General features: G+C 67.3%; 20 protein-coding genes and 4 pseudogenes. 9 read left to right on the top strand and 15 right to left on the bottom strand.

From position 1 onward, the window contains the following. Nucleotides 1–236: 236 nt before the first annotated feature. On the top strand, nucleotides 237–923 hold the full coding sequence (locus ACFXMF_RS15590; RefSeq protein WP_379990711.1) for a hypothetical protein: 687 nt from the start codon (nucleotides 237–239) through the stop codon (nucleotides 921–923). Between the two features lie 467 nt (nucleotides 924–1,390). Then, nucleotides 1,391–2,425, top strand: coding sequence for a hypothetical protein (locus ACFXMF_RS15585; RefSeq protein ID WP_379990710.1), 1,035 nt, complete (start codon nucleotides 1,391–1,393; stop codon nucleotides 2,423–2,425). Between the two features lie 176 nt (nucleotides 2,426–2,601). Here the strand turns inward: ACFXMF_RS15585 and ACFXMF_RS15580 are convergent, their stop codons facing one another. Both ACFXMF_RS15580 and ACFXMF_RS15575 read right to left on the bottom strand, forming a co-directional pair. Continuing rightward, nucleotides 2,602–2,808, bottom strand: coding sequence for a hypothetical protein (locus ACFXMF_RS15580; protein WP_379990709.1), 207 nt, complete (start codon nucleotides 2,806–2,808; stop codon nucleotides 2,602–2,604). 5 nt (nucleotides 2,809–2,813) lie between these two features. Further along, nucleotides 2,814–3,050, bottom strand: a complete 237-nt coding sequence (locus ACFXMF_RS15575) for a hypothetical protein (RefSeq protein WP_379990708.1) — start codon at nucleotides 3,048–3,050, stop codon at nucleotides 2,814–2,816. A gap of 530 nt (nucleotides 3,051–3,580) precedes the next feature. Here ACFXMF_RS15575 and ACFXMF_RS15570 point away from each other — a divergent pair. From ACFXMF_RS15570 to ACFXMF_RS15560, 3 genes are all read left to right on the top strand, one after another. Next, complete coding sequence (locus ACFXMF_RS15570) at nucleotides 3,581–4,114, top strand: hypothetical protein (protein ID WP_379990707.1); 534 nt, start codon at nucleotides 3,581–3,583, stop codon at nucleotides 4,112–4,114. 340 nt (nucleotides 4,115–4,454) lie between these two features. After that, a complete protein-coding gene (locus tag ACFXMF_RS15565) occupies nucleotides 4,455–4,949 on the top strand; it encodes a hypothetical protein (RefSeq protein WP_379990706.1) in 495 nt (164 codons plus the stop codon). A 69-nt stretch (nucleotides 4,950–5,018) separates the two neighbouring features. Then, complete coding sequence (locus ACFXMF_RS15560) at nucleotides 5,019–6,989, top strand: WD40 repeat domain-containing serine/threonine protein kinase (RefSeq protein ID WP_379990705.1); 1,971 nt, start codon at nucleotides 5,019–5,021, stop codon at nucleotides 6,987–6,989. 374 nt (nucleotides 6,990–7,363) lie between these two features. Here ACFXMF_RS15560 and xerC read toward each other — a convergent pair whose 3' ends face one another. The 3 genes from xerC to ACFXMF_RS15545 all read right to left on the bottom strand — a co-directional run bounded on the left by xerC (nucleotide 7,364) and on the right by ACFXMF_RS15545 (nucleotide 10,377). Further along, complete coding sequence (gene xerC / locus ACFXMF_RS15555; protein WP_379988644.1) at nucleotides 7,364–9,259, bottom strand: tyrosine recombinase XerC; 1,896 nt, start codon at nucleotides 9,257–9,259, stop codon at nucleotides 7,364–7,366. Nucleotides 9,260–9,264: 5 nt separating this feature from the next. Further along, entirely contained in the window at nucleotides 9,265–9,471 is a 207-nt protein-coding gene (locus ACFXMF_RS15550; protein ID WP_379988645.1) for a helix-turn-helix domain-containing protein, read from the bottom strand. 276 nt (nucleotides 9,472–9,747) lie between these two features. Next, nucleotides 9,748–10,377: a class I SAM-dependent methyltransferase gene (locus ACFXMF_RS15545; protein ID WP_266410069.1), complete on the bottom strand. Its 630-nt coding sequence runs from the start codon at nucleotides 10,375–10,377 to the stop codon at nucleotides 9,748–9,750. A gap of 36 nt (nucleotides 10,378–10,413) precedes the next feature. Here ACFXMF_RS15545 and ACFXMF_RS15540 point away from each other — a divergent pair. Further along, nucleotides 10,414–11,323, top strand: a pseudogene (locus ACFXMF_RS15540) (IS5 family transposase). Here ACFXMF_RS15540 and ACFXMF_RS15535 read toward each other — a convergent pair. From ACFXMF_RS15535 to ACFXMF_RS15510, 6 genes and pseudogenes are all read right to left on the bottom strand, one after another. Then, the gene (locus ACFXMF_RS15535; protein WP_379988646.1) at nucleotides 11,309–12,490 is read right to left on the bottom strand and encodes an XRE family transcriptional regulator; all 1,182 of its coding nucleotides are present in this window, start codon (nucleotides 12,488–12,490) and stop codon (nucleotides 11,309–11,311) included. The pseudogene ACFXMF_RS15540 and the gene ACFXMF_RS15535 sit on opposite strands and share 15 nt — an antisense overlap. 45 nt (nucleotides 12,491–12,535) lie before the next feature. Further along, nucleotides 12,536–13,000: a hypothetical protein gene (locus ACFXMF_RS15530; protein ID WP_379988647.1), complete on the bottom strand. Its 465-nt coding sequence runs from the start codon at nucleotides 12,998–13,000 to the stop codon at nucleotides 12,536–12,538. A 439-nt stretch (nucleotides 13,001–13,439) separates the two neighbouring features. Then, a pseudogene (locus ACFXMF_RS15525) lies at nucleotides 13,440–13,685 on the bottom strand (IS3 family transposase); the annotation flags it as partial. A gap of 53 nt (nucleotides 13,686–13,738) precedes the next feature. Further along, nucleotides 13,739–14,056, bottom strand: a complete 318-nt coding sequence (locus ACFXMF_RS15520) for a transposase (RefSeq protein ID WP_379988648.1) — start codon at nucleotides 14,054–14,056, stop codon at nucleotides 13,739–13,741. Between the two features lie 35 nt (nucleotides 14,057–14,091). Further along, nucleotides 14,092–16,137: a hypothetical protein gene (locus ACFXMF_RS15515; protein WP_379988649.1), complete on the bottom strand. Its 2,046-nt coding sequence runs from the start codon at nucleotides 16,135–16,137 to the stop codon at nucleotides 14,092–14,094. A gap of 261 nt (nucleotides 16,138–16,398) precedes the next feature. Then, entirely contained in the window at nucleotides 16,399–19,101 is a 2,703-nt protein-coding gene (locus ACFXMF_RS15510) for a TIGR02391 family protein (protein WP_379988650.1), read from the bottom strand. A 118-nt stretch (nucleotides 19,102–19,219) separates the two neighbouring features. Between ACFXMF_RS15510 and ACFXMF_RS15505 the strand changes: the two genes are divergently transcribed. Continuing rightward, nucleotides 19,220–19,426: a hypothetical protein gene (locus tag ACFXMF_RS15505; protein ID WP_379988651.1), complete on the top strand. Its 207-nt coding sequence runs from the start codon at nucleotides 19,220–19,222 to the stop codon at nucleotides 19,424–19,426. 297 nt (nucleotides 19,427–19,723) lie between these two features. Here the strand turns inward: ACFXMF_RS15505 and ACFXMF_RS15500 are convergent, their stop codons facing one another. The 3 genes and pseudogenes from ACFXMF_RS15500 to ACFXMF_RS15490 form a co-directional block, all read right to left on the bottom strand. Further along, a complete protein-coding gene (locus tag ACFXMF_RS15500) occupies nucleotides 19,724–20,578 on the bottom strand; it encodes a tyrosine-type recombinase/integrase (RefSeq protein WP_379988653.1) in 855 nt (284 codons plus the stop codon). A 379-nt stretch (nucleotides 20,579–20,957) separates the two neighbouring features. Further along, nucleotides 20,958–21,128, bottom strand: a pseudogene (locus ACFXMF_RS15495) (helix-turn-helix transcriptional regulator); the annotation flags it as partial. Nucleotides 21,129–21,534: 406 nt separating this feature from the next. Beyond that, nucleotides 21,535–22,107, bottom strand: a complete 573-nt coding sequence (locus tag ACFXMF_RS15490) for an XRE family transcriptional regulator (protein ID WP_379988654.1) — start codon at nucleotides 22,105–22,107, stop codon at nucleotides 21,535–21,537. 10 nt (nucleotides 22,108–22,117) lie between these two features. On the opposite strand from ACFXMF_RS15490, the gene ACFXMF_RS15485 reads away from it, so the two are divergent. Beyond that, the gene (locus tag ACFXMF_RS15485) at nucleotides 22,118–22,720 is read left to right on the top strand and encodes a hypothetical protein (RefSeq protein ID WP_379988655.1); all 603 of its coding nucleotides are present in this window, start codon (nucleotides 22,118–22,120) and stop codon (nucleotides 22,718–22,720) included. A gap of 352 nt (nucleotides 22,721–23,072) precedes the next feature. Then, on the top strand, nucleotides 23,073–24,080 hold the full coding sequence (locus ACFXMF_RS15480; RefSeq protein WP_379988656.1) for an SGNH/GDSL hydrolase family protein: 1,008 nt from the start codon (nucleotides 23,073–23,075) through the stop codon (nucleotides 24,078–24,080). A gap of 72 nt (nucleotides 24,081–24,152) precedes the next feature. On the opposite strand, the pseudogene ACFXMF_RS15475 reads toward ACFXMF_RS15480, so the two are convergent. Next, nucleotides 24,153–24,776 (bottom strand): annotated as a pseudogene (locus ACFXMF_RS15475) (transposase); the annotation flags it as partial. Between the last annotated feature and the right edge of the window lie 45 nt (nucleotides 24,777–24,821).

Here is a 24,821-nt window from a genome sequence, read left to right as displayed (position 1 = left end):
AAACGGCGTGGGCAATGGCGCGCCGAACTGACCGACGCCGGGAAGTACTACCGGGACAACAACGCCTATCCGTCGCCGTCTCCTGCGGACCGCGCCCCGGATTCGCCTCGATCGAATGCGACTGCCCGACCGACTCCGCAACGGCCCCGCAAACGCCGGCGAAACTCGCAAAGACCTCGGCACCCGCGGACGCCGGCGGGAAGCCACCACGCGTCGGTGCCCGTCGCGCGAGGCCCGTGACCGACCTGCAGTACATCGCCGACGGCGAGGAACGCATCCTCACTGTCGATGCGACGTCCGTCCTCGGCGATCCGGCCAAACTCGCGGACACGCTCGCCGATCACTACCGATGGTCGCCCTCGGAGGCGGCCACCTTCGCTCTCACGGGCCGGCAACCCGAGGTCCTCGTCTACACCGGTTCAGTGTCCATACGCCACCATTCCCAGGTCGCGACCACCCGGGTGACCATGCATCTGGACCCCTCTTTGACGCCGCAGCAAGTCGCCGCGATCTACGGACGACTCAAAGCCAAACTGCAAAGCGAGCGCTCGAACTCCCTTTCCGTTAAGCACTATCGACTCGCGGAACATGTGGGTCCGTACGTTGCAACTTCCGTACACAACCCCCGCGACGTGCGCAGACAGGGCCGCCCTCCCAAGCCAGGTCCCACTGGGCTGGCACAGTTCGTGGACCCGCTCGAAGGACACAGCTGGAGGAGCCTTCGCCGGAGCTGGAACAGCCGCTACGGCAAGCCCGCCGAAGGGCAAGAGCGAACATGGCAGTACGACTCCGACTCGAACTTCATCCGCGATGCCAAAGACGCCCTCGATCACCTGCTCCAGCCTCGTTGGGAGTGGCAACCGCATCACGCCGCCTCCAAGATCAGCGGTGACGTCGGCGAGCCTTCTGATGAAGTCCGCTGATTTCAGCGCGTTCAAGACCTCGCACACGTCTCGGGACGACTATCCACCTGACCGAAGTTGCCCAAAACCATATGTTCGGTGATGATCAGCCGAAGTCAGCTTCATACCGGCAAACCATGGCGCCATCAGACAGCGGCTCCTAGCGTTGGAACGTGTTCCCAGCAACGCGAAGCACCGGCGAAGCACCGTCCTTGGCTGACGACCGACGGCGCCAGAGCGCCGAGTTCTTCCCGGAGGTGGCTGGCCGCTGAGAGCGGCCAACCGGCGTTGGCTCCGAACCGGTGACACTGTCCCGAAGTCTCGGCTGTCCTTGATCGGTTCGATCGTGGCGGCTGACTGATACGAACGTTCGCGTGCCCCCGTACAAAGTCCACGATTTCGGCACCCATGGCACAGGAGCACTTCTAGGATGCCTCTGATGAGGGGCGCCGATGCTGTGTCTCGGTCGCCGGAGCAAGCCCAGTGCGTTGAAGGAGATCGAGAGCGTGCCGAAGAAGCGTTCGTCCCGGCAGAAGGAGGCCGCGCGGCGCCAGGCGTCTTGGGAGCAGCGTCGCCGGCTGGAGAACGAGGAGCGGTTCCGTGAGGAGCATGCGCGTTTGGTGGCCGAGCGATCGGGCGATCCCAGGTTCGTTCAGCGGACACGCGCGGCTGACGGAAGCGTACAGGTGTCATGGCACGCCGACAGCGCCATGGGCGGGCAGATGAACGAAGCCTTCGCCGCCCAGACCGAGGCTTTCCGGGCGAAGTTCGGCCGCGACCCCGGCCCCGACGATCCTCTCTTTTTCGATCCCGACGCCGACGAACCGGTCGCGCTGAGCCGCCAGGGCTTCGATCGGGCTCTGGGCGAGATGGCCGAACGGGCCGCGGAGGTCGGTGTGGATCCCGCGATGATCCACGCGTGGCGCGAGGTCGGCTACATCGTCACCCAGGAGAATCGACACACGTTCTCCGCCGAGGAGGTGCGGGCGTTCACCCAAGCCGTCGCCCGGCACCACGACGAACTCGACGACAAAGACGAGGACTACGACAAGCCCACGCCGGGGGAACTCGCCCGGACCGTCAACGAGGGCATGAGCGCCATCGTGACGAAGATCCTCGACACGCGCGATCCCGACTGGGCCCACAACGTCACCGCGGGCACTGACGCACTCGAGGAGGATGACGCCGGATACATCCTCTCCTTCATGTTCGCAGCCCTCGCCGCCTGGTTGGCCGGCACGCGAGAAAACGGGCTGGGCACTGACGGAGCACGGGCCGTCCTCGAGTGGATCCGCACCGAACTGAGCCCGGACACGGCCGAGTCCGCGATGGTGATGGCCGGGATGATCGGCCATCCCGACGCACCCGACCTCACCGTGGACGAGGCGACCACAAGACTCGATGGGGAGATTCTGGAGGTCATGATCTGGCTGGCCACAGGTTTGGTCGCAACCGCAGGTGCCGGCGACGTGCAATGGATCCGCCGATTCGACGTCGACTCCGGCACAACGAACGATCGGTAACGCATCCAAATCCATCTCGCTGCACACGTCGGCCCGAGGGAGCCCCGGTGGTCCGGCGCCACCGCACGCCCTCGGCGAGCGGGATCGGGCGGGCCCGACTTCGATACCCAGCCTGCTGGCCTCGCGGTCGAGGTGTCCAGGGCATCCGACGTCCACTCGGCGCCCCGCCCCGACATCTACTCGGCATCGATCGGGCGGAGTCGGAAGAAGTCGGTCGGATTCTCGATCGCGGGCCTGACGTACGGCTCCTTGTCGTAGAGATCGAGGTGGCCGGCGCCGTCGATCCAGTGGAGTTCCTTCGGGGTGGAGGCGTTCCGGAACGCCTCCACGCTCGTCCAGGACGTCACCGCCTCGCGTCCGGCGATCAGCAGGAGCGGGCGCAACGCGATCAGGTGACGAGACGGAAGGCATCGAAGATGGCCATGCGGTCAACGCTCGACCACGTGAAGGACTTCGCGGACCGTGGGTGGCGGGCGCGGTCGGAACCGTAGTACTCCCAGCCCTCCACGGCATGCCGGCCCCCAAGTGCGCGAGCCTGCGCGGCCGTGTCGGGAAAGAGCGGGAAGGTCCGGACTCCCTCGCCGCCGGCCTCGGCAGTTCGCGCGGCGGCGGCCTCGACGAGCATGCTCTGGAAGATGGGCGGGTCCTGAACACGGCGCCATCGCGAAACTGGTGGGCGATGTCCACGGCACCGACGGCGGCAACCGCCCTGCTCCGGAGGTCGGACGTCGTCGCGGCCAGGGCGTAGCCACCGAAGGCGCAGATGCCCAGCGCCCCGCTGTCCGCCCGGACGCCGGCCGGTCTGGCCAGGACCTCCCACGGGCAGGCCCGTCCGTACACTCCACGCTGCATCTCCAAGCCCAACGCAGTACAGGCATCCGCCAGTTGCTGCACGCTCATCTTCCGTACTTGCCATGAAGGCGTACCTCGCCAGCCACGACCGCCACCAGGTTCCGCGCCCGCTCATCTTGCTCCATGGATACACGGAAAATCATTCATCTGTCCCATAAAGAGACACCCAGTCTTGCTGATCCAAACCAACTCCTCCGCACCCGGCTCGTTCCGTGCCCTCGCGCGGTGGTTCTTCGCCATTCGTGAGTCACGATGGCCGCTCACGGACTAACGTGCCCGGCACCAGGGACATGGGGGTGGCGGATGGGGCCGGTCGACGATGCTCGAAGGCGGGAGCACGAGATCGAACAGATCAAGTTCGCGGAAGAGCGGGAGCGCCTCAGACTCTCGGGCATCGACTCGCGCCGGGGAGTTCGGATGACTCCCGAGCTCGCCACCTTCGTGGCCGACGTGGCCGGGCGGCTGCCCACACGGAAGCTCGTATCACTGTTCCTGCACATCGACACTCGCAAGGAGAAGGCCGGCCTATTCGGCCGCAAGACACAGTTGGTGCGGGTCTTCGAGGAGGTCGGCAAGGGCTGGGAACTGGCGACGTTCGCACCGGAGACCGGCTACAGCGAACACAGCCTCGTATTGTCCGCGGATGGGCGTCTGTTCGAGGCACGCAGGGTCGACGTAGCATTTCACCGCGGCATCCCCAAGGGAGGCGGGCTGACGTTGGTCCCGACGAGCGAGGACGTCATCGCTCTGACCCCGGATCTGCAATCGCTGTTCTTGGACTACCTGGACTCTCGTACCGCTACCCGAACACAAGACCCCTGCCGACCTCCCGGTTAGCTCCTGGATCGAACAGGTGCGCCGGGCCTTGACCCGCGCCCGCAAACGTCGACGGCGCCCGACCCGCCACGGCGACGAGACCGGGCAGGTGCGGGTCCTGGACGCCCTGGCATCCCACTTGGCGGGTCCTCCACGCGGAATCGCGGGAGGCGGGAGAAATCGCGATGGCGCACGGCGCGGGCGCCGACCGAGCAATCCACGCCCCGTCGGCGGCGAAGCCGCCCGGTCGCCGGAGTCGGGGATTCGCGCCCGCGCCTCGGGACCTTTCCCTCGCCTGCGCGCAGCTCGCGACCAGGACGGTTTCCGCGGCGAACTGAGCGAGGCCGGACTGCCGTTCGTCATGGCCTTGAAGCCGCGGCGGGGAACCTGGGCCTACGGCGACCAGGCCCACACCCCGGTCGACGCCGCCCGCGAACTGTCCTGGGGCGGGCCGCGGGATCCGGGTGACTGGAACGCGGTGATCCGCACCTTCCGCGACGGGCACACCGAGACCTGGTGGGCAGCCGACGCCACGCCGGGCTGGTGGGGCCCGGACGGCACGACCCGACCGGTGGTCGCCACCGCCGACCCGGTGATGCTTCCGAGCAAGGCCACCTGGTACTTCGTCACGAACCTTCCCCGTCCCGGCGGCTCACGCGAGGACGAGGCCCCGTACCCGGCCGCCGACCCGGACGAGATCGTGCGGATCCACGGAATCCGTCATTGGATCGAGCAGAGCTACAAGCAGGTCAAGGTGTCGACGGCCACGTCGTCTATCCACGCGAGAGCCTTGCGCTGTCGGGTAGTGATCGGCTGCGATGGCCTCCTGGTCATGATGGGCCGGCCGGGGGCCTGAAGCGGTCGCGTCTTCGGGAACGTTCAAGGAACACACGGACGCACACTCGGTCCGGAACGGGGGCACTGGGTGGATTCCGGGTCAGGCCTGGCGGGGGTGGTCCTGGCGGACCGCTATCGGCTGGATCGGATGATCGGGCACGGCGGTATGGGCGAGGTGTGGCTGGCCCACGATGGTTCGATTCTGCGGCGCGAGGTCGCGGTCAAAGTCTTACCCGCCGTATCGGGCGAGGAGTCGGTGCGTCGCTTCCGAAGAGAGGCCGCCACCCTGGCCGGTCTCCAGCATCCCGGCATCACCGTGGTGCACGACGCGGGCCACCACGACGGGTATCTGTTCATCGTCATGGAACTGCTGCGCGGCTGTGACCTGTCGCGGCTGATGGCCGATCACCAACGGGGCCTGCCCATCGATCGCGCGCTGGGTCTGTCGACACAGACCGTGGCTGCGCTGAGCGCCGCGCACGATTGTGGTGTGGTCCACCGGGACGTCAAGCCCGGAAACCTGTTCGTGCAGCCTGCGGACCGTGTGAAGATCTGCGACTTCGGCATCGCCCGTACCGCGGACGGCACCACCACGATGACGACTACCGGGCGGGTAATCGGCACCCCGGCGTACATGTCCCCCGAACAGTGGCGGGAAGAGCCGGTGGACGGCCGCAGCGACCTGTACTCCCTGGGCTGCGTCATGTTCGAACTTCTAACCGGACGCTCTCCGTTCTCGGACGCCCCGTCCGTCTACGCGATGATGCGCCGGCACCTGGAACAGCCCCCGCCTCGTCCGCACACTCTCCGTCCCCACGCCCACGGCCGACTGGAGGATCTGATCCTGGCGTTGCTCGCCAAGGATCCCCAAGACCGTCCCGACGCCCCCACCCTGGCCGCAGAGTTGGCCCAACTGGCCGGGCGGAGCCCCGCGGCGTCGGCCGTCCCGACGACCCCCAACCCCCGCGCGGACCGGCAGGTCACACGAACACTGGTCACTGATACACCGCCCGATTCTCCGGCAGACCGGCGCACACCCCCAGCCCCGCAGGTCCACGCACCGTCTCTGCGGCGACACGCCGCCGACGAACCTCTCCGGACTCCCGACGTCGAACACCGCCTCACCTTCGCCGCGCACGCACCCGCGATCTCCCTGGTCTTCAGCCCGGATGGGCGCACCCTGGCCGCCGCCACCTCCGGGAATGTCCGCACCTGGGATGCAGAGACCGGCGAAGCACTGCTCACACTGCGAGTGCCCGGACCCCAATCACAGGTGCACTCCGTGGCGTTCAGCCCGGACGGCCGCACGCGGGCCAGCGCCGCAACCGACCGCAACGTCCGTCTGTGGGACGCCGCCACCGGCGAACCGCGGAACACGCTGCGCCACCCCGGGTGGCCCACGACGTGGGTATTCTCCGTCGCGTTCAGTCCGGACGGCCGCACCCTGGCCGGAGCCAGCGGATTGCTGAGTCGCCATGGCATGATCCAACTCTGGGACGTGCGAACCGGCGAAGTTCGGCTGGAGTTGTCCCATCCCGGTGGGATTCGCTCGGTGGCGTTCAGTCCGGACGGCCACACCCTGGCCAGCGCCAGCAACAACGGCCAAATCTATCTCTGGGACGCGCAGACCGGCGTCCGGCGCCTCGAACTGTCCACCAAACTGACCATCGTCACGCTGAGGTTCAGCCCGGACGGCCGCACCCTGGCCACCAGCCACACGAAACTACGGCGCCGCGCCGCCGACCAGCTCGTTCGCCTTTGGGATACGCAGACGGGACAACCACTCGACGCTTTGGGCGGATACACCAATAACGCGAACGACGCCGGATCCACCAAGGTCGTGAGTTCGATGGCGTTCAGTCCGGACGGCCGCATCCTGGCAGCCACCGCCGACGACGCCAAGGTGTTCCGGTTGTGGAACGCACACACCCGGGAACCGCTGATGACTCTGTCCGGGCCCACGGGGCCGGTCAGATCGGTGACATTCAACCCGGACGGACGCACCCTCGCCGGCGCCGGCAGCGACCGGGTGATCCGTCTCTGGACCGTCCGGACCTGAACCACAGGTCACTGTCGTCTCCAACGGCATCATGGCAGCCTTCGGATCCGCACATCGCAGTCTTCTGGACAACGCCGTCCCCGACATGGAGCGACTGGTCGAGTTTCACGAGAAGGAGACAGGAACGGCCCGAGGCCGGCGTCGTCCCGAGATCCAGGTGCTCAGCCGTTCAGCCGTGGTGCTGATCTGCGCGTCCTGGGAAGCGTTCTGCGAGGACCTAAGGGCTTGCAGATGATTCACACGCTGGTTTGATCTTCATTCGGATTGACGGAGCGCGAGGTGGGCTCGGCTCAGCGGGCCGAGGCGTACGGCACGCGCGCCCTCGATGCCGAGGAGGGCGCGCGTGCCATCAGGGCGCCGAGTGAAGCGGCGCGTCACTGATCCGGATCGTCGGGCGGCGTAGCGGTGTCGTCCGCCTCGGTGGCGGCGGCACTCTTGCCGCTGCCCTTGGCCCGCAGTTTGGCGGCGGAGCGTTCGGCGCCCTTGCGGGCGCTCTTGCTCCCGCGCGGGACGTATCGGGTGGTGACGGTGACGCTGGAGTGGCCGAACAGGAGCTGGGCGGCGCGCAGGTCGCCGGTGCTGTCGACCTCGTTGTAGGCGGCTCCGTGGCGCAGGCCGTGCAGCTTGATCGGCGGCAGGTCGAACTCGCCCACCAAGCGATTGAATTCCTTGGTCACCGAGCTCGGTTGCAGCCAGGAACCGTCCTCGGTGCAGAAGACGACGCCCGTCTCCTTCCACGCGTTGCCCGCGGCCTCACGTTCGGCGCGTTGGGCCTTGCGGTGGGCGCGCAGGACCTTGCCGGTGCCCTTGTCGAAGGAGACGGTGCGCACGCCGGCCTTGGACTTGGGGGCGGACTGCTCGATGGCCCAGCCCAGTTCGACGAGCTGGGTGGACACGTCCAGTTCGCGCTCGTCGAAGTCGACGTCGACCCAGGGCAGCCCGCACGCCTCGCCCCGGCGTAATCCTCGGTGAGCGATCAGGTGCCACATCGAATAGAGCCGGTGTCCGGCCGCCCGGGTGAGGAATTCGATGGTCAGGTCGGAGGTCCAGACCATGACCTTGGCCGGGACGATGCCGGTGCGGCGCCATTCGCGGACGCGTTTGGGCGTCCACTTCAGCGGGTCCGGCTGCTCGCCGCCCTCCAACTCGACGTGGGAGGCGCAGTTGAAGGTGATCTTGCGGTCGGTGATCGCCGCGTTCAGGGCCGCGCGCAGGGTGGCCTTGATGCGGTGGAGCGACGTGGGGCCCGTGGTCTGCCGGAACGGCGGCATGCCGGCGATCTGCGCCTTGAGACCCGCGCGCAGAGCCCGGTTCTCGCGGCCCTTCCAGGGGGTGGCCGCCAGGCGATCCAGCGCCGCGCGGCGCAGGATGTTGCTCTCGGCGATCTCCTCGCTGCGGGCCCGGATCGCGTCGAACATCGCCTCGACGTCCTCGATCTTGAGGCGATCGAGGCGCAGGTGTCCGAGGTGGGGCTTGAGGTGGACGCGGATGATGCTCTCGTAGCGCAGGGCACTGCCGGGGCGGATGCCGTGCCGGCCGCTGATCCACTTGTCGAGCCACGCGCCGACGGTCATGCGTTCGCTGAGGGCCTGGCCGGCGCGGACGCGCCGCAGCACTTCCTTCAGGTCGGGGAAGGGGGACTTGGTGCGGGTGGCCTCGAGCAGCATGTCGGCGACGGTGCGGCGGGCGGGCAGGTCGTCCTTGTCGGGACGGCGAGCAGGGTGCGGGCCAGGTCGAGGTCGTTCTGGGCGTCGGTTGCGGTGGCGTAGCCGCTGCGGCGGAGCTTGCGGCGGGTGCCGTCCTCGGTGTCGGGCAGTTCTTGCTGCAGGGACCAGGTGCCGTGGCGCTTGGACGTCAACTGCGGGCACGTGGAACCGTATTGACGCCCGGTCTCGGGGCAGGTCGTCCGGCAACGCCGGTGCGATCAGGCCGTGGGCGCGCATGTCCGCGCGCAGGGTCCGTAGGGCTTGGCCGTCCTGGAGGAGCATCTCGCCGAACTGGGCGGCCGAGCGCAGATGGTCCGCGCGGCGCGTGGGGTTGAGGGTGGTGGCGGCCTTGCGTTGGTGCTCGCCGAGCAGACGTTGTGAGGTGCGGGCGGTGGTGACGGCGTCAGCGTGGACGCGGAACGCGTCGATGATCGCGCGGGGCGAGCCCTCGCCCGGGGCTTGCGTGAGGGGGCTTTCGTCGGTGAACCAGGCCACCGCCTCCCACACCGGGATGTCGTGGCCGGGCAGGACCTCCACCGTCTCGCGACGGCCGAGAGGGAACAACAGGGTCAGGGGGCCACGTCCAGCGCCCGGGCGACGACAGGCAACTCGGCGACGCCGAACGACGCCCGGCGGCCGGTCTCCAGGTTGCTGATCACGCTGGACGGCACGTCCGCGCCCAGCGCGGTGCACGCCGCGGACAACTGCTGTGCGGTCATCCCGCGTTCCTTGCGGTAGTGGCGCACCTGCGCGCCGAGCAGCGATCGTCTCGACAACGGTACGAACGCAACAACCGTAGGGATCCGGGTATTTCCTGCCTGAAGCGAACGGCATTTGTGAGCACCAGAGTTGCGACGGATCGCCACCGTGGCGCTTCATCGGAAGACCGCCGGAAAAGCAGAACCGCTCTCGTCACGGTCCTGTGAACGCCACTCTCAGGTCTCAGATGCGCTGGCTGCCTAGGGGGTGTCTGACAATTCCGGTCTGATCAGCGAGATTCGGCTGAGCTGGCAATCAGGAGGTGCGCCGAGCGGCCGGGGACTGGGCAGTGGCTACGAACGGCGGGCCAGTAGATGGGCGTCGAGGAAGCCCCGATCAGAGGCTGGATCGTGGAGCAGCCGGGCGAAGGGGTCGAGCCCAGCATCGCCCAGCAGTTCGGCGAGGCGATCCACCGGCCAGCTGTAGGCGGGCGCCACCTTGTGGTCGAACCGGACCGGTTCTTGTCCGTCGGTCCCGAAGAAGGAGACCAGGAGCAGACCGTCCGGCGCCAGGACGCGTACCTGTTCGGTGAGCAGCTCCGGTAGTTCTCCAGGAGGGGTGTGGATCATTGAGTAGTGGGCCAGTACGCCGCCGAGCGCGGCGTCCTCGATCGGCAGGGATTCCATCCGCGCCTCTTGGAAGCGCAGCGCCGGATGGGCCTGCCGGGCGTGGTCGACCATGCCGGGGGCAAGGTCGAGTCCGAAGGCGTCCAGGCCGAGTTCGTGCAGCATGGCTGTCAGATGTCCGGGCCCGCACCCGACGTCCGCTGCCCGCGGGTTGCCCGTCGCGCGCACCAGTTCGGCGAAGGTGCCGATCATGGCCCGGGAGAAAGGTTGTGTCTCCAGCCGGTTTGCGAACAGCGATGCGTACAGCTCAACGACACCGTCGTAGGCCGTCCTGGTCTCGTCCTGATGATTCACCACGGGCAGGACTCTATAGCCGGTCTGATAATTGATCTTGTGGCAGGTCGAGGTGAGCTGACGGACGCGGCATGGAGGCGGATAGAGCCCCTTTTGCCTCATGTGGGCGGACGGGGCCGTCCGTGGCGTGATCACCGGCAGGTGGTCAACGGGGTGCTGTGGCGGCTGCGGACCGGGGCTCCGTGGCGGGATCTTCCCGACCGGTTCGGGCCGTGGCAGACCGTCTACGAGCGGTTCGCCCGCTGGGAGGCGGACGGCACCTGGGCACGGTTGCTGGAGCATGTTCAGGTCCGCGATGACGCGGTGGGCCGCGTGGAATGGACGGTCTCCGTCGACTCCACCATCAACCGAGCCACCAGCACGCAGTGGGCGCCCGCAAAAAGGGGATGCGAACGGGGACGAAGTGGAAGATCCGGGCGGCTCGCAAGCGCGCCAGGCCCTCGGCCGCTCCCGAGGCGGACTGACCACCAAAGTCCATCTCGCCGTCGATGGCCGGGGCCTGCCCCTGTCGATTGTGCTCACGCCCGGCAACGTCAACGACGCTACGGCGTTCGGCCAGGTTCTCGACGGCATCCGCGCCCCGCGCCTCGGCACGGGCCGCCCGCGCACGACACCGGATCGTGTGCTGGGTGACAAGGCGTATTCCAGCAGGTCCATCCGTCATCTGCTGAGGCGCCGGGGCATCGCTGCCACGATCCCCGAGCGCCGCGACCAGGCGGCGAACCGCCGCCGACGCGGAGCCCTCGGCGGCCGGCCGCCGGCCTTCGACAAGGTCACCTATCGCGACCGCAACGTCGTCGAACGATGCTTCGCCCGCCTCAAGCAGTTCCGCGCGATCGCGACCCGGTTCGACAAGCTCGGCGACCGCTACCGTGCCGGAGTTGTCCTGGCTTCCTTGATCCTCTGGCTCCGCGAGTCCACGGGTGATCATTTGTCAGACAGGCCCTAGGAGCCGCTCACGGTGGCCCCACGCCAAGCTCAGCAAGGCGGCCCCGGCTGGTTGCATTCGCTCCCGATGCAGCAGCCGCTCGACATGCTGCTCAGTAAACGGAGTGCCCAGGCTGGCACCTGTGCCGTCCTCGACCACCACGTGTCCCTCGCTGTTGCGGGGGGACATCTGCGCGAACATGTCGTCGAAGAGGTCGGCGTCGATCACGACCACGGTCAGCATGTCCGTCACAAAGGTGAGAGGGTCCATTCCGAGGCCGAGCCAGAACGCTCCGATGCGGCCGTCTTGGCGGGCCTGGGTGAGGTCGGCGTAGAAGGGCCACGTCGGGTAGTCGATGGGGGCCTTGTCGCTGCCGTAGTCCTCGGTCTTGCCGAGAAGTTCCTCCGCCAGTTCGCGCGTGATGGCCTTCCACAGGTCGAAGTCGTTCTCCTCGTTCCAGGTCGCGTCGTCGGACGGCTGGAACACGCCCACCGGCATGACTTGGTGAAGACCTCCGCCGCTCGCGACTTTTGCGGGGTCACGCCAGTGCACCAGGAATTGGGCAGCGCCCGTCCGGCGGTCGAGGCGGATCGTCAACGTGCTGATCGCCGTCGTGACGAGCCGGCGCGTCAGGTCGGTGGGGTCGCCCATCGCATCCCGAAACGGCGTCCCCACGCGGGAGGGTGCCGACATGGAGGCTGCGGCGAACTCGTGGGCCGCCGCCTCGCAAATATCGATCACTCCTGCGAAGTAGCTGCTCGACCCGAACGTGAGCGTGGGTGCTCCGGCGGCCGTGTCCACATCCAGCAGGCGATAGCAGGAGCGGTCTTCGAACAGCCGCGGACGCGCCAAGTCGGCGACGGCCTCGGAGTACCGCAGGATCGTCGTCCCGTCGTCACGGCGCGGCCGTACGGCAGCCAACTCGGCCTCGGTGCCATCCAGTCCGGGACGATCGCGCGACGCCGGGTCGCGGAGCAGCCGCACCGCCTCCAGCGGCACGGGCCCGTCCGCGATCCAACCCGGCCGGGTGAGCAGTCGCAGTCGACGGGTCTGCTCGTCCGCTTGGCCGAGGACTTCGTCCGTGAGAGCGAACCGCTGCTCGTTGAGGTGCCCTCGTACGGCCAACCAGGCTTCCTGGGACTCCTGCGGCGTGTCGTCGCGAACGAGCGGGGACGGGTCGGAGTCCACGGAATGCCCTTCATTCGACGGACGAACTCGTGGTGTCGCGCGATCTCATCCGCCCAGGAGGAGGTCACGGTGACGCCAGCTCAAAGCCAAGCACGCCGCGCCCGGTGGCGCCATGGGTTCGTGATCGAGGAGGCGGCGAACGTTCTCCTCGGTGAACGCAATGCCGGGGGCGGAGTCGGCTCCGGGCGGCCAGTGCGCGACGACGTTGCCTTCGTCGTTCACGTCGACGGCCTCGCCGAAAAGGTGATCGAAGACGTCGGCGTCGAGGACCAGGACCGTGGGGAACGTCGCAGCCAACGTCAGGGCGTCGCAGCCGATGCCGAAGCAGAACGCTCGGGCGGCACCCCGTGTGCGGGCCTTGCCGAGGGATCTCAGGAGCGGCCAGTCCCGGACGGTCAAGGCATGGCTGTCGCTGCCGTCGCTCTCCGGTGCGCCCAGCAGCTCTTCGTCCAGCCCCCGCACGATGTTGCGCCACAGGCCGAGGCCGGCATCCGGGTTCGGCATCGTCATGTGCACGCTTCCCGGCTGGAACCCCCCTGCGGGGATGACACCGTACTGCCCTCCCGCCGTCGCCACGCGCTGCGGGACCACGCCAGTGGAGGATGAAGGCCGTAGGGACCGTCGAACGCGCTACGGAACGGCAGCCGGGCCCAGGTGGGGTTCCCAGCGTCGCGCTGCGCGGCGAGCGCGAACCCGTGGCCGATACCTTCGCTGACGTCCACCTTGTCGAAGTACGCCGTCGCGGCGAACGAGAGAGTGGCCCGTTCCCAGTCCACGGCGGTGACGCGATAGCTGGGGCGGTTCTCGAACAGCCAGGGCCTGTCGAGGTGGCGAATCGCGCTGCTGTACTGGCGAAAGTACCGCCCCGGCGCATACGGCGGCAGAACATGGCGGGCCTGCTCGGAGCCCCCGTCGGGTCCGGTTCGGTGGTGCGGACCTTCCGGCCGCGGACGGCGCCGGAGAGCCCGGCATCCTTCATCAGCCGGGCAACGGTGCATCGGGCGACGTCGGTGTGGCCGCGGCGCTTCAACTCGGCCCAGACCTTGCGGACTCCGTAGACGCCGTAGTTGGTTTCGTGGACGTTCGCGATCAGGGCGGTCAGTTCCGCGTCGCGAAGGGATCGTGCCGAGGGAGTGCGCTTCTTGTGCGCGTAGTAGGTGCTCGGGTGGATGCTGCAGTCGTGTGCGATGAGCACGGTGCAGATCGGCTCGACTCCGCCGAAGCGGTCCCGGTGCTCGTCGATGAAGGCTACGAGCGTGTGTGTGGCCGGTCGAGCTCGGCCGCGAAGAAAGACGCCGCCGCCTTGAGGATCTCGTTCGCGCGCTTGAGTTCGGCGTTCTCCTTTTTCAACGCCTTGAGTTGCGCGGATTCCTCCGTCGTGGTCCCGGGCCGGTGACCGGCATCGACCTCCGCCTGGCGTACCCAATGGCGCAGCGACTCGGGTCCCACATCGAGCTTGGCGGCGATCGATCGGATCGCCGCGTGCTCGGACTTGTACTGGTCACGGGACTCCAGTAGCAGGCGCACGGCCCGCTCCTTGAGGTCCCTTGGATAGTGCTTCGGCATGATTCGTCCGATTCTCTCAAGAACCAGAGTCTCGATCAAACTCGGAGCGGTTCATCCGTGTGTTGATACTTGTCCGGTGTCCTGTCCAGGCTTTCAACGAGCGACGGCAGGACCGTTCGAGCTGCTCCCTCGGGCAATCTGTGCCCGAGGGCCGCCAATGCTCCAAGAGCCTCGACGGCGGGCCCCTTGGCGGAGTGGCGCGATGTCGAATCGTTGATGACGAGGTCGGCGAGTCGGTTCGCGACGGCATCCACGCAGCCGTCGGGAATCAGGTCCGCCTGCCCCTCCGCGGCAGCAGCGGCAGCGCGGCACACCCAGCCTGCCTGAGCCTCCAACAAGCCCCGGATGTCCACGTAGGCGGTCACCGCAGATGCTGCGGCTCGAGCGTCCTCGGACCGTCCGGCCAGGACCAAGTGGCGAACCGCTAGATCTGGGCGCTTCATCTTGACGAACACCTCGCCGTAGCGGCCTCGAGCGAGGAGCTCGTCGGTCAGGGCACCCGAGATCCTGTCGTGCCAGAGCCAGTGACGCGTTTCTCGCAGCGCTCTCCTGGGCTTCCCGTCGAGGAGGGATTCGAGGGCGGCCACAGCAGGGTCGAACGAGGGAGGGATCAGACCGCTACCCGAGCCGACGGTTCGCGCCGCCGTCATCGCCCGGACGGAAGCCTCCAGCCCGAAACCGAAGCGGTCGGACAGGTACGAGATGGAGCGCAGCGCGTCGCGAGCGTCTCCGGCCAGTCCTTCGCGGGTGGTCGCCATCACGGCCCGCCGGTATGCGTCGATCGCGTCGACACCGAGGTCGGCCCGCGCCAGGGCCCGTCCCAGTCTCATGTGGATCAGACCGGCGAATCGCTCCGGGATATATCCGTTCAAGGCTCGCCTTTCCAGTTCCTGGAAGGCAGCCTGTGGTGTCGCCCCGTTTCGGACGGCGAAGTCGGCCAGGCAGCATTGAAGGCGCACGCGGTGCTCGGGGGACGACCCGAGCCCGTTCGCCCTCGCAGCCAGAGATTCTAGGCGGCCGATGTCATCCCGTGGATCCTCGTCGACCACCACCTGCTCGGCTACCGCGAGAGTCAGCCGGGCCGCGAGCGGACTGTCGGCTTCGATCAGGTCAGCCAGAGCTTCCGCGACGGGATCCAGGTCGTAGCCGACCATGAACCAGTTCTCCACGGCCGTGAGTACTTCGTGTACTCGAGACGCCGTAGGACCGGCGCCCGGGGCCAGGTCGCGGGCCCGGTCGAGTTCGCTGAGCATCCGCTCACCGGATTCGTATCGATCAAGCAGGATCCCGGCCGAGACATCAAACGCCAGAGCTGGCTCCCCGGCCGCTTCGAGCAGTTCGCGGCGTCGTACGGTGAGTTGGTCGGCGTGGGTCGGGAAGGCGGTCTTCCTCAGCTCGGCCACCAGTTGGCCGACGAGTTCGGCGGCTGCCGCGGGTTGTGCGGCTGCTTCCTGTTCGGCACGTCGCAAGGCCTCGGACAGGCCCATGTGTTCCAGCGGGTCGTTGAGCAGCGCGTAGCCGTGTGGGAGAGCGGATGGCCCGGGGGGTTCGACGCCGCACATGGCCTGCGCCCATGCCGGGCCGAACACTCCGGCAACAATGCTCGGCCGCTCCTGCAGGGCCGGCGACAGACGTCGCCCGTCGTAGAGTTCGACGTCGAGGTCGCCCAGATATTCCCTCTGGAGTGCGAAGAGTTCGTCCTCGACTGCGGTGTCCTGGTCCTGCCAGCACGTGGCCAGGACGAATCGCCCGGCGTAGTCCTCGACAGCCTTGCGCAAATCGGCCGGGTTGAAGGTTTTGACGCGCCTGACCTGGTAGACGTGCGTTTCACCCGCTCGCCGCCCGACAAGGTCCAGTCCTCCCTGTTCCTGGCCTGAACGTCCGTATGCACGGATGGTGTTCATTCCGTCGATGAGCCAGACAACCTCCGCGACGACACGCTCGAAAACCGGAGGCGTCAGCTCGAGGAACGGAAGACAGTCCGGCCGGGCCATGGGCGGTGACAACGGTTCGGTCTGCCGCCTGCTGATCAACTCGCCAAGGCTGACTTCGTCGCCGCCCCGCAGCAGCGTTTCAGGCATGGCTGGTCCCTATCACCTCGACAACGGGACTTCATTGTGACGGCTCCGGCCGTCGCTCGCGCTCCGAGCTGGCTTGCTTCGGGTGTCACCGGATTGCTGGCCCTGCCAGCGTTCCGGTCTTGCTTTCGCCCAACTTCACCAACCGTCGGTTGTGGTCTCGGCGCGGAGCACGCCACAGTCACGCTGGACGCCTTGTGATCAGTATCTGCGGGTCGGGAGCAAGAGACAGGTCGGTCGCTCGACTTCATGGTCAGGGCCGTGTTACGCCAAGATGCGCCGGACAGCACCTGTCCCGAACTCCGCGAGGTAGAGGTCGCCAGACTCCGAGGTTGCGAGCTGGCCGGGGTGGCGAAGTCCCTTGTGCAGTTCGACAATCCGTTCCCCCCTGAGCACAAGGAGTCTTCCCTCGTCGAAGTCGCTGAGCGCGATGTCGCCATTGATCCAAGCCACACCGTTCAGGCCTGCCAGAGCATGTCCGGCCAGCAGGTCAATCGGAGCGAGGGCAGGCGTATCAAGGGACACGCGCCACAATCGGTTGGCGAGGCATTCCGGCGCGTCCCTGTCCGGGGAACACAGCACGAGCAGTGATCGGTCTCTGCGGGCCAGAGCAATGGGCCGGCCGGGAACAGTCGCCAGAGCGAGCGCTGAGCCGTCCATGGTCCATCGCTGAAGCTCTCCCGTGTGCACGGCAACGATCAACTCCGCGTCGTCCCACACGAACGCCATCGGGAACACGGCCCGTTCCGGCCACGGTCTGACGAAGGTACTGCGGCCGTAGCCAGCGCTGTGATGGAGAACGAGGATGCCTAGTTGTTCGGGGAGCCGAACCGCGAGTTCACCGTCACTGCGAGCGGCCAACGTGTCCGTGCCAACGTTCGGCAGCAGTTGAGTGGGCACCGCGGCGATCAGGCGGTAGACACCATCTCCTCCTACTCGCCATAGCTGCCGACCCCGGGTGCTCACCACAAGGCCTTCGGGAGTCCAAGCAATACCCGAGACTGGCGGCAGCCCTGACAGATACGTCGAGATCGCACCGCTGGGGTGGGCTGCGACCTCCACACTCGCCTCTGCGGAGCAGCCATCGTGGAGGCATCTGAGTACGGCCGTTCCGGGGTCCTTCGCGAAGACGCGGCCGCCCGCGAACATAGCAACCTTCTCTGAATCCGTCTCGACTCGTGGATCTTCCAGCGGCGTCGTCCAGGTTGCTGTTCCGTCGGTGAAGTGACCCATGACGCGTAGCGGGATCTTGTCTTTGGGACGCAGCGACAGGTGCGGCGGTTCGATGGAGATCTTCATGAGCCGCTCGGGGTGGGCCGGCGCCACGGGTTGCCCGTCAAAGACAAGGCTGTTCTCGTACACCTTGCGTGGTAGGCCACCTGGAGTTTCGCGTGCCCACACCGGCCCAGTCCCGCTGCCGGAATTGACCCAATGCTGAGCAACATAGTGGCCGACCCGGTAGCTCTCCTTCGTCACGACAAGGCGCTCCCCGGTGACTCCTGCCTCCAGCAACGCCAACCGGACACCGGACCATTCGAGTTGCCGCTCCCCCATCGCGTCCGCGTACAGCGGGAGGCCTACCTCTATTACGCGATACCAGTTCGTCTGGCCCGGGTCGAGGGTGATCCACACCGTCTGGGCAGGCCCCTGGCGAGTCCCCTCCACCAGGTGAATGCGATGCTCCCCGGCGGGCACTCCGCCCACATCGACAACCAAGGTGCCTGCTTGGTAGCTGACATTGTCCAGTCGGGTCCGCTCATCGAGCCATACCTGTGCCTGGCTCCCGGCGCGCTCGGTCCACAAGGTGAGAGTGGCGCCCTGATCGTGTCGGTATCCGCGCACGGCCGGCGCCCGGTCGACGTCACGATCCAGCAGGTCCAAGAGTGAACTGGCGTGCGCAAGTAGCCGAAAGCACTCGCGACGCGAGCGACACGGAAGCAGCGGCCGGTCCTTGTGGGAGCGATCGCCCTTGAAGAGTCCGATGGCCCCCGCAAACAGTTCCACCAACCGGTGCTTGTCCTGCTCCCGCTCGGAGACCCGGATCGGGTTCTTCTTGTCTCGGAACGCGGCCGTGACGAGGTCGTTCCCGATCGCCTGGCTTCCGGCGCGATGCTGCACCTCGTGCTCGAGTCGCCGAAACGCCGCGAAGATCGCGTCGTCGAACCGGTCCGCGCGGAGGAGGTCGCCACACGCCTCGACAACCTCGGGGCGGAGAAAGGTCAGTTGGACATCGAGTTCCCCACCTGGGGATGGGGTCGGAGCAGTTCCAGGTTCACCATGCGCCAGGAACACGGGTTTGTGGTAATGGATATTGGTGACGCTTCCCACGATCTCGAGGCGCTCGCGCTCCGCATCGTCGACGTAGGTCAACAGTTGCTCAACGCTGCTGATCCTGCGGTAGGGACGGATGCCGCGCCGGTTCACGAACCACTTCCACAACCAGGGTTCTTTTGGCGATCGGCTGCCTCCCTTCCACAGGTTCGGCAGCATGTCCGCCAGTAGATACAAACGGCCCATCAGGTCGCGGGCCTCGGCAACTTCACGGGTTGGCTGTTCGAGACCACCCCCTGATGGGTCCAGCGGCAGCCCGGAGTCGGAGGCGAATTCGGCGCTTGCGGCAACGACTGCCTCCGCATCGTCTGTCGTCGCCGCCTGTTCCAGTGCGACGGTCCGCTCGACGAGTTCAGTCAGCCTGGCCAGATCATCCAGACCCCCATCACAAGCGGCCACCCCTCTGAGGGTCAACCGAACCTCGTCGTTGTCGGAGTACCCGTGCGCCTGCCAGGGTTTGCCTATGTAGCGGGGGCTGAGCGCAACCAAAGCGGCTTGGGCATCTTCGATACCCAGCTCGCGGTCGGCCCGCAGGTCCACAGCTGTGAAGGTCGGCCACGCTCCGCGCTGGCCCATCAACTCGTAGATGGTCTGCAGGAGAACCCGGTCTGCTTCGCTCATGGCATCGTCGTTCACGCGATGATTCTCGCGTCCAACTTCGTTCCAGCACGCGGACTTTTCAGGAAGCGTTGCCTACACCGCCTGGCCAAGGACAAATTCTCCGTGAGTCGTATGTGGCAAGCCGGGGATCACGATGCCCGAGCACGACTGGGATGCCTGCTCTGAGTTCTTCTTCCAGGACCATGACGTCCTGTGGCTCTACGACTCCAAGCACACCGGCGTTGAAGCCCCATCCCATCCACTCAACCAGACCCCCGGCGTCGGCGACGCGCAACCACTCGTGTGGTTCGAAGACTTCGACAACGTCAGGCGGCACGACCCAGACCGTGGCTTCCGGTAGGCCCGACTCGGGTCGTCGAACTCCGACACGGACCCGCTGGGCCCGGACAAACGCGCAACACCAACGCTCGTACGCTGTGGACCAGTTGTGGACCACACGCCATGCACGAAATGACACGATATACTGGAAATCGAACGTCGTATTGGGCAGCAAAGTGCCCCTGACCTGCAGAAAAACCCCATCTCCTTGACTGGGGGTCAAGGGGTCGCAGGTTCAAATCCTGTCGTCCCGACGGTGTTCAAGAGGCGCTGACAGGGGCAAAAGCCCAGGTCAGCGCCTCTTGCAGGTTTAGACCACTTACCGGTTGGAAGAGATCCCGAAACCCTCTTGGGAACCACTTGGGGACCAGCCGGGGTTCAAATGCACCTGAAGCGCCTCCGAAGCGCTGGTCACCAACCGCAGTTCCGGGTGCAGATATCGCTGCGTCGTCGAGAGCGATCCGTGCCCGGCGATCTTTCTCAGCACGTGCACCGGGACCCCCGCATCGGCCATCCATGTCAGCCCGGTATGCCGCAATCCGTGCCGGAGCAGGAACTCGTAGCCCTGCGCGGCGACTACCTCGTCCCAGTGGGTCGCGTCCCGCAGGATCGCGGTGGTGATCCGCCCTCCGCGCGGCCCGGTGAACAGCCGCGTCATCGGGTCGGGGTCGGGCCCGGCGAGCGCAATCCGGTGGAGCACGAGCGGGCGCACCTGCGGGATGATCGGCACCCATCTTCGGCGCTTGCCCTTCGTGCCCTTGTCCACGAGGCCCCCGGGGGAGGTGGTGGTCTGGCGACACAGGTTCCACATCCACGTCGTGGTGTCGATGTCCTTGATCCGCACCCCGGACACTTCCCCGATGCGGGCCGCGGTGCAGCCGGCGAATCGGACCACGTCACCCCACCCGCGGTAGCGCCCGTGCGAGCGGGCGACGAGGGCGTCGGCCAAGCCGTCGAGCGCCGCCCAATCCCTCAAGGCGAGCGCTCGGGGGTTGTCGAGCTCGTCCTCGGCCGTGCGGTAGGAGTGCTGCCGGCCGGTGACCCGGGCCGGGTTCGTCTCGATCAGCCCGTCCCGCTGGGCCTGTTGCATCACGCGCACCAGGATCGCGATCGTGTTCTTGACGGTCGACAACCCCGCCCCGTCCTCGCTCCACCCGTACACGGCCCGGTCCACCGCACCGCACCGCAGGTGACGGTGTGCACAGGCAGGTGTCCCAACCACGGTTTCACCCGCAACCGCCACCCGGCCAGATACGGATCGGTGGTCTTGCGCTCCAGCCCGCACATGGCCATGTCCATGACCAGGTCGCCGTATTCGCCCAACGGCATCACGGCCATCGCGGGATCCACGCCCGCCGCGGCCAACCTCTTCAGCCGCTCGACCCACGCCTCCGCCTCGTCCTGTGTGTCGTGGGCCTCAGAGACCGACAACCGTCCCCGACCCGCCGGATCGACCCACCGCAACCGGGCCCGGAACGGCGTCGGCCGGCCTTCACGAAACTCGATGTCGGAGGGCAGGTTGAGGCCAACGGCCGGTATTCGCGGCGGTGGCATCAGGCGGCCACCTGCGGATCCGCTCGACGACCCGCCAACCACGCCTCCACATCGGCCACGCTGTAGGCGGTCGTCCGTGCCGAGAGCGGCACGAACGGCGGCCCCTGCACCGGCTTCCCCGTCCGCCACCGCCGCAATGTCGACGGATCGACGCCGAGCAGCTCGGCGACCTCCTCGGTGGACTACCAGCCGCCCTCCAACATCCCCGCCCCGGCCATCTCCCGCTCCACACTCTCCGGCCGAATCCGCCTCCGATGCAGATGACGCACCAATACCACCCCTGTCCTTACCCGTCGTTCCACATCAGCCCGTTATGGATGCATGCTTCCGAAGCGCACGCGCGCTCCGCTCCAACGATTCGGTCGATCGCTCGCGCCGTCGACCGACGCGAGCTCCATGAGCCACACGGGCCCTTCGCGATGTACTCCCGCGAACCACCTTCACCGAAGGCGGCGTCGCATCAAGCCGACAACTCCCCCACGCGCCGCAACCACCCAGAGCGCAGCTCACCGACCCGGAGAACCGCCCGCTCCCCCTCCAGGCGACCGTCGCAACGGCATTGACGTGTAGGGCCTTTCACGCGCCGGACGCCTCCGTCACGACCCCGTCGTCCACATGAGCGAGCCCGGCGGGAGGCACGGGCGGCTGCAGTCCCCGATCGCGCATCCGCACCCGCAGATCGCGCAACGCCAGGACGTCCTCGAACGCCAACCGCTCGTACTGCGCAGCAACCCGCCCCAACCGCTCGTGCTCCACCGGATCGAGATTCACGGTCGCCGGCCGACGCCGATCCTGCGCCAACCGCCCCGACGCCAACGCCGCCTCGACCCCGACCGCGTGCTGCCGAAAAGCCTCGAGCCGCCCACGCGGCGAATCCGAAGGCGGCAACTCCGACAACGCCGTCTCCCCCGTGAAGGCCGCAAGCGCATCCCACGTATCGACGACAACGCCAGGGGTCGGCGAAACCGTGGCAACCTCACCCACGGGGAACAGGAGGCTGATCGCCGGCACCCCCAACGCCTGCGCCAGGGTCACCAGTTCGGTCACATCAAGCGACTCCCGCCGCCCGATCTCCGGATTCGCCAACACCCCACGCTGCATCTCCACACCCAGCGCGGTGCACGCGTCCGCGAGCTGCTGCGCACTCATCTTCCGCGCCTTGCGATGGCGCCGCACCTCCCCCGCGACCGCCGCCGTTACCCCGGGCCTGTTCTTCATCGAACTCGCCGGCGGATACGAACTCGACGCCACCGACTTCGCCGACCCATGGGTCCGGGGACTACGGGAGATGGTCGTCGCACTCGTCGGCTGGGACAACGACATCACCTCCTACAACAAGGAGCTGTACCGCGCCACCCACTACGGCTACCCCAGCCTGCAGAACCTGATCACCGTCCTCGCCCACCACCACACCTGGCCCACCGAACGCGCACTCGCCGAAGCCACCGCCATGCGCGACCAGGTCATGGAACCCTTCCTCCGCCTCCACCACCAACTCCACACCCACGCACACGAAAACCTCCGCCGCTACCCCGACGGACTCACCCAATGGGTACGCGGCTACCTCGACTGGAGCAGCCACACCCCCCGCTACTCCGACCCCCACACACCCAACGACCACCGCACCACACAACCCGACTTCACCATCACCGCCCCCACCCACACCAAGCACCCCCGGGCCCCACGCCCCCCACGCCCCCCACGCCCCCTCACCATCCCAACCATCGCGTACTGGTGGGAACTACCGACCAGCCGGGACTGACAGGCACCGCACCAGAGCCACCCATGACTCCCGGCCGGATCCCACCGAGCACACCGGACCGACTCACCGATCTCGTTCGGGTGACGATTCGATCCGTCGGGTGAGACACCTGAAGGATCATCGGCTCCATGGGCAGCGCCTAGCCAGGGCGTGTCTCCCTGACGCCTCGCTGAGCGGGACGGATGGACGCATGTGAGCGGCTGCCGGACACGCCGGAGGCACGCACATCTATTGACTGATTACCCTCCGTGAATGAATGATCACCAAGTGTTCCAGCTGACCGGCCCATTTTTGTGGGCCTCGACGACAGGGCACATCCATGTCTTCTGCCATGCGTGCGACGAACTCCCCAGTGGCACGGCGGCTGGCCGCCGCGGCCGTCGCGCTGGGCAGCTGCCTGGCGCTCGCCGGACCTGCGGGCGGTGCCGGCGCGGCTCCGACCGACCCCGTACCGACCGTCTTCTTCGGCGACTCCTACACCGCCAACTTCGGCATCGCCCCCGTGAACAACCAGGACAGCGAGAGGGGCTGGTGCTTCCAGGCGAAGGAGAACCATCCCGCCGTCGCCACCCGGAGCCTCGCGGACAAGGGCATCACGCTCGACGTCCAGTCGGACGTCTCCTGCGGAGGCGCCCTCGTCCACCACTTCTGGGAGAAGCAGGAGCTACCCTTCGGCGCCGGCGAGCTCCCGGCGCAGCAGGACGCGCTCAAGCAGGACACCCGGCTGGCCGTGGGCAGCATGGGCGGCAACACGCTGGGCTTCAACCGCATCCTGAAGCAGTGTTCCGACGAGCTCCGGAAGCCCTCTCTGCTGCCGGGAGACCCGGTGGACGGGGACAAGCCGGCCGCCAAGTGCGGTGAGTTCTTCGAGACCGGTGACGGGAAGCAGTGGCTGGACGGTCAGTTCGATCGGGTCGGTTGGGAGCTGGAGGAACTGCTCGAGCGCATCGGCTACTTCGCCCCCGACGCGAAGCGCGTCCTGGTCGGCTACCCCCGCCTCGTGCCCGAGGACACCACCAAGTGCCAGACCGCGGCGCCCGGTCGGACGCAGCTGCCGTTCGCCGACATTCCCCAGGACGCCCTGCCGGTCCTGGACCGGATCCAGAAGCGGCTGAACGACGCCATGAAGAAGGTCGCCGCCGACGCCGAAGGCGGCGCCGACTTCGTCGACCTCTACGCCGGCACCGGCGCCAACACGGCCTGCGACGGCGCCGACCGGGGCATCGGCGGCCTGCTGGAGGACTCCCAGCTCGAACTCCTCGGCACCAAGATCCCCTGGTACGCGCACCCCAACGTGAAGGGCCGCGACATCCAGGCCAAGCAGGTGGCCGACAAGATCAAGGAGGTCCTCAACCGGTAGGAGGGGACATGGCCCGGCGGCCGTCCGGGGGTGCGGGGCCGAATGCCGACGCGGCGCAGGTGATGGACCGAAGTCCGGAACCGCCGGTCGTCTGCGGCTCCGGATGTGAATGGCGGCAAGGTGGAGTGCGGCCTGGTAGGCGATGGCGAGTTTGTCGGTTCGCATGGCCGGGCCGCGCCACTGCTCGAGCCGATCGATGCAGCGTTCCACCGCTTTGCGCTGCTTGTACGCCTCGGCGTCGAAGGCGGGCGGCCGACCACCGGCGCATCGACGTGCTCTTTGCCCTGCTTCGCGACGGCGCCCTCTACGAACCACCAACAACCGTCGCGGCTTGACGAAGACCATCGGGGCACCTTTTCCTGGCTCCAGAGGCATGCTGATGGGCCCGGCAGACGGTGGAGTCCACCGAGACGGTCCAGCCGATGTCGTCACTACCATCCGCGACTCCCGACACCGCAGCCAGGATCCGCTCCCAGGTTCCGTCCACCGCCCATCTGATCAGTCGTTTGTGTGCGGTCCGGAACGGTCCGAGTTCATCTGGGAGATCGCGCCAGGGCGAGCCGGTCCGTACTTTCAGGCAATGGCCTCAAGGGTGCGGCGGTGATCAGCCCATCGCCGCCCGCGGGCCGGATCGACCGGCATCAGCGGCTGGATTCGAGCCCACATCGCATCAGAAATCACTAATCGGACAGAAATATCCGATCAACGGGCCGGCTGCTCAAAGAGACACTGCCTGGGACA

Origin of the sequence: Embleya sp. NPDC059213, from assembly GCF_042754445.1 — a bacterium.
GTDB lineage: Bacteria > Actinomycetota > Actinomycetes > Streptomycetales > Streptomycetaceae > Embleya.
Note: the sequence above shows the minus strand (reverse complement) of the source record. Positions and strands in the feature narration are given on the sequence as shown.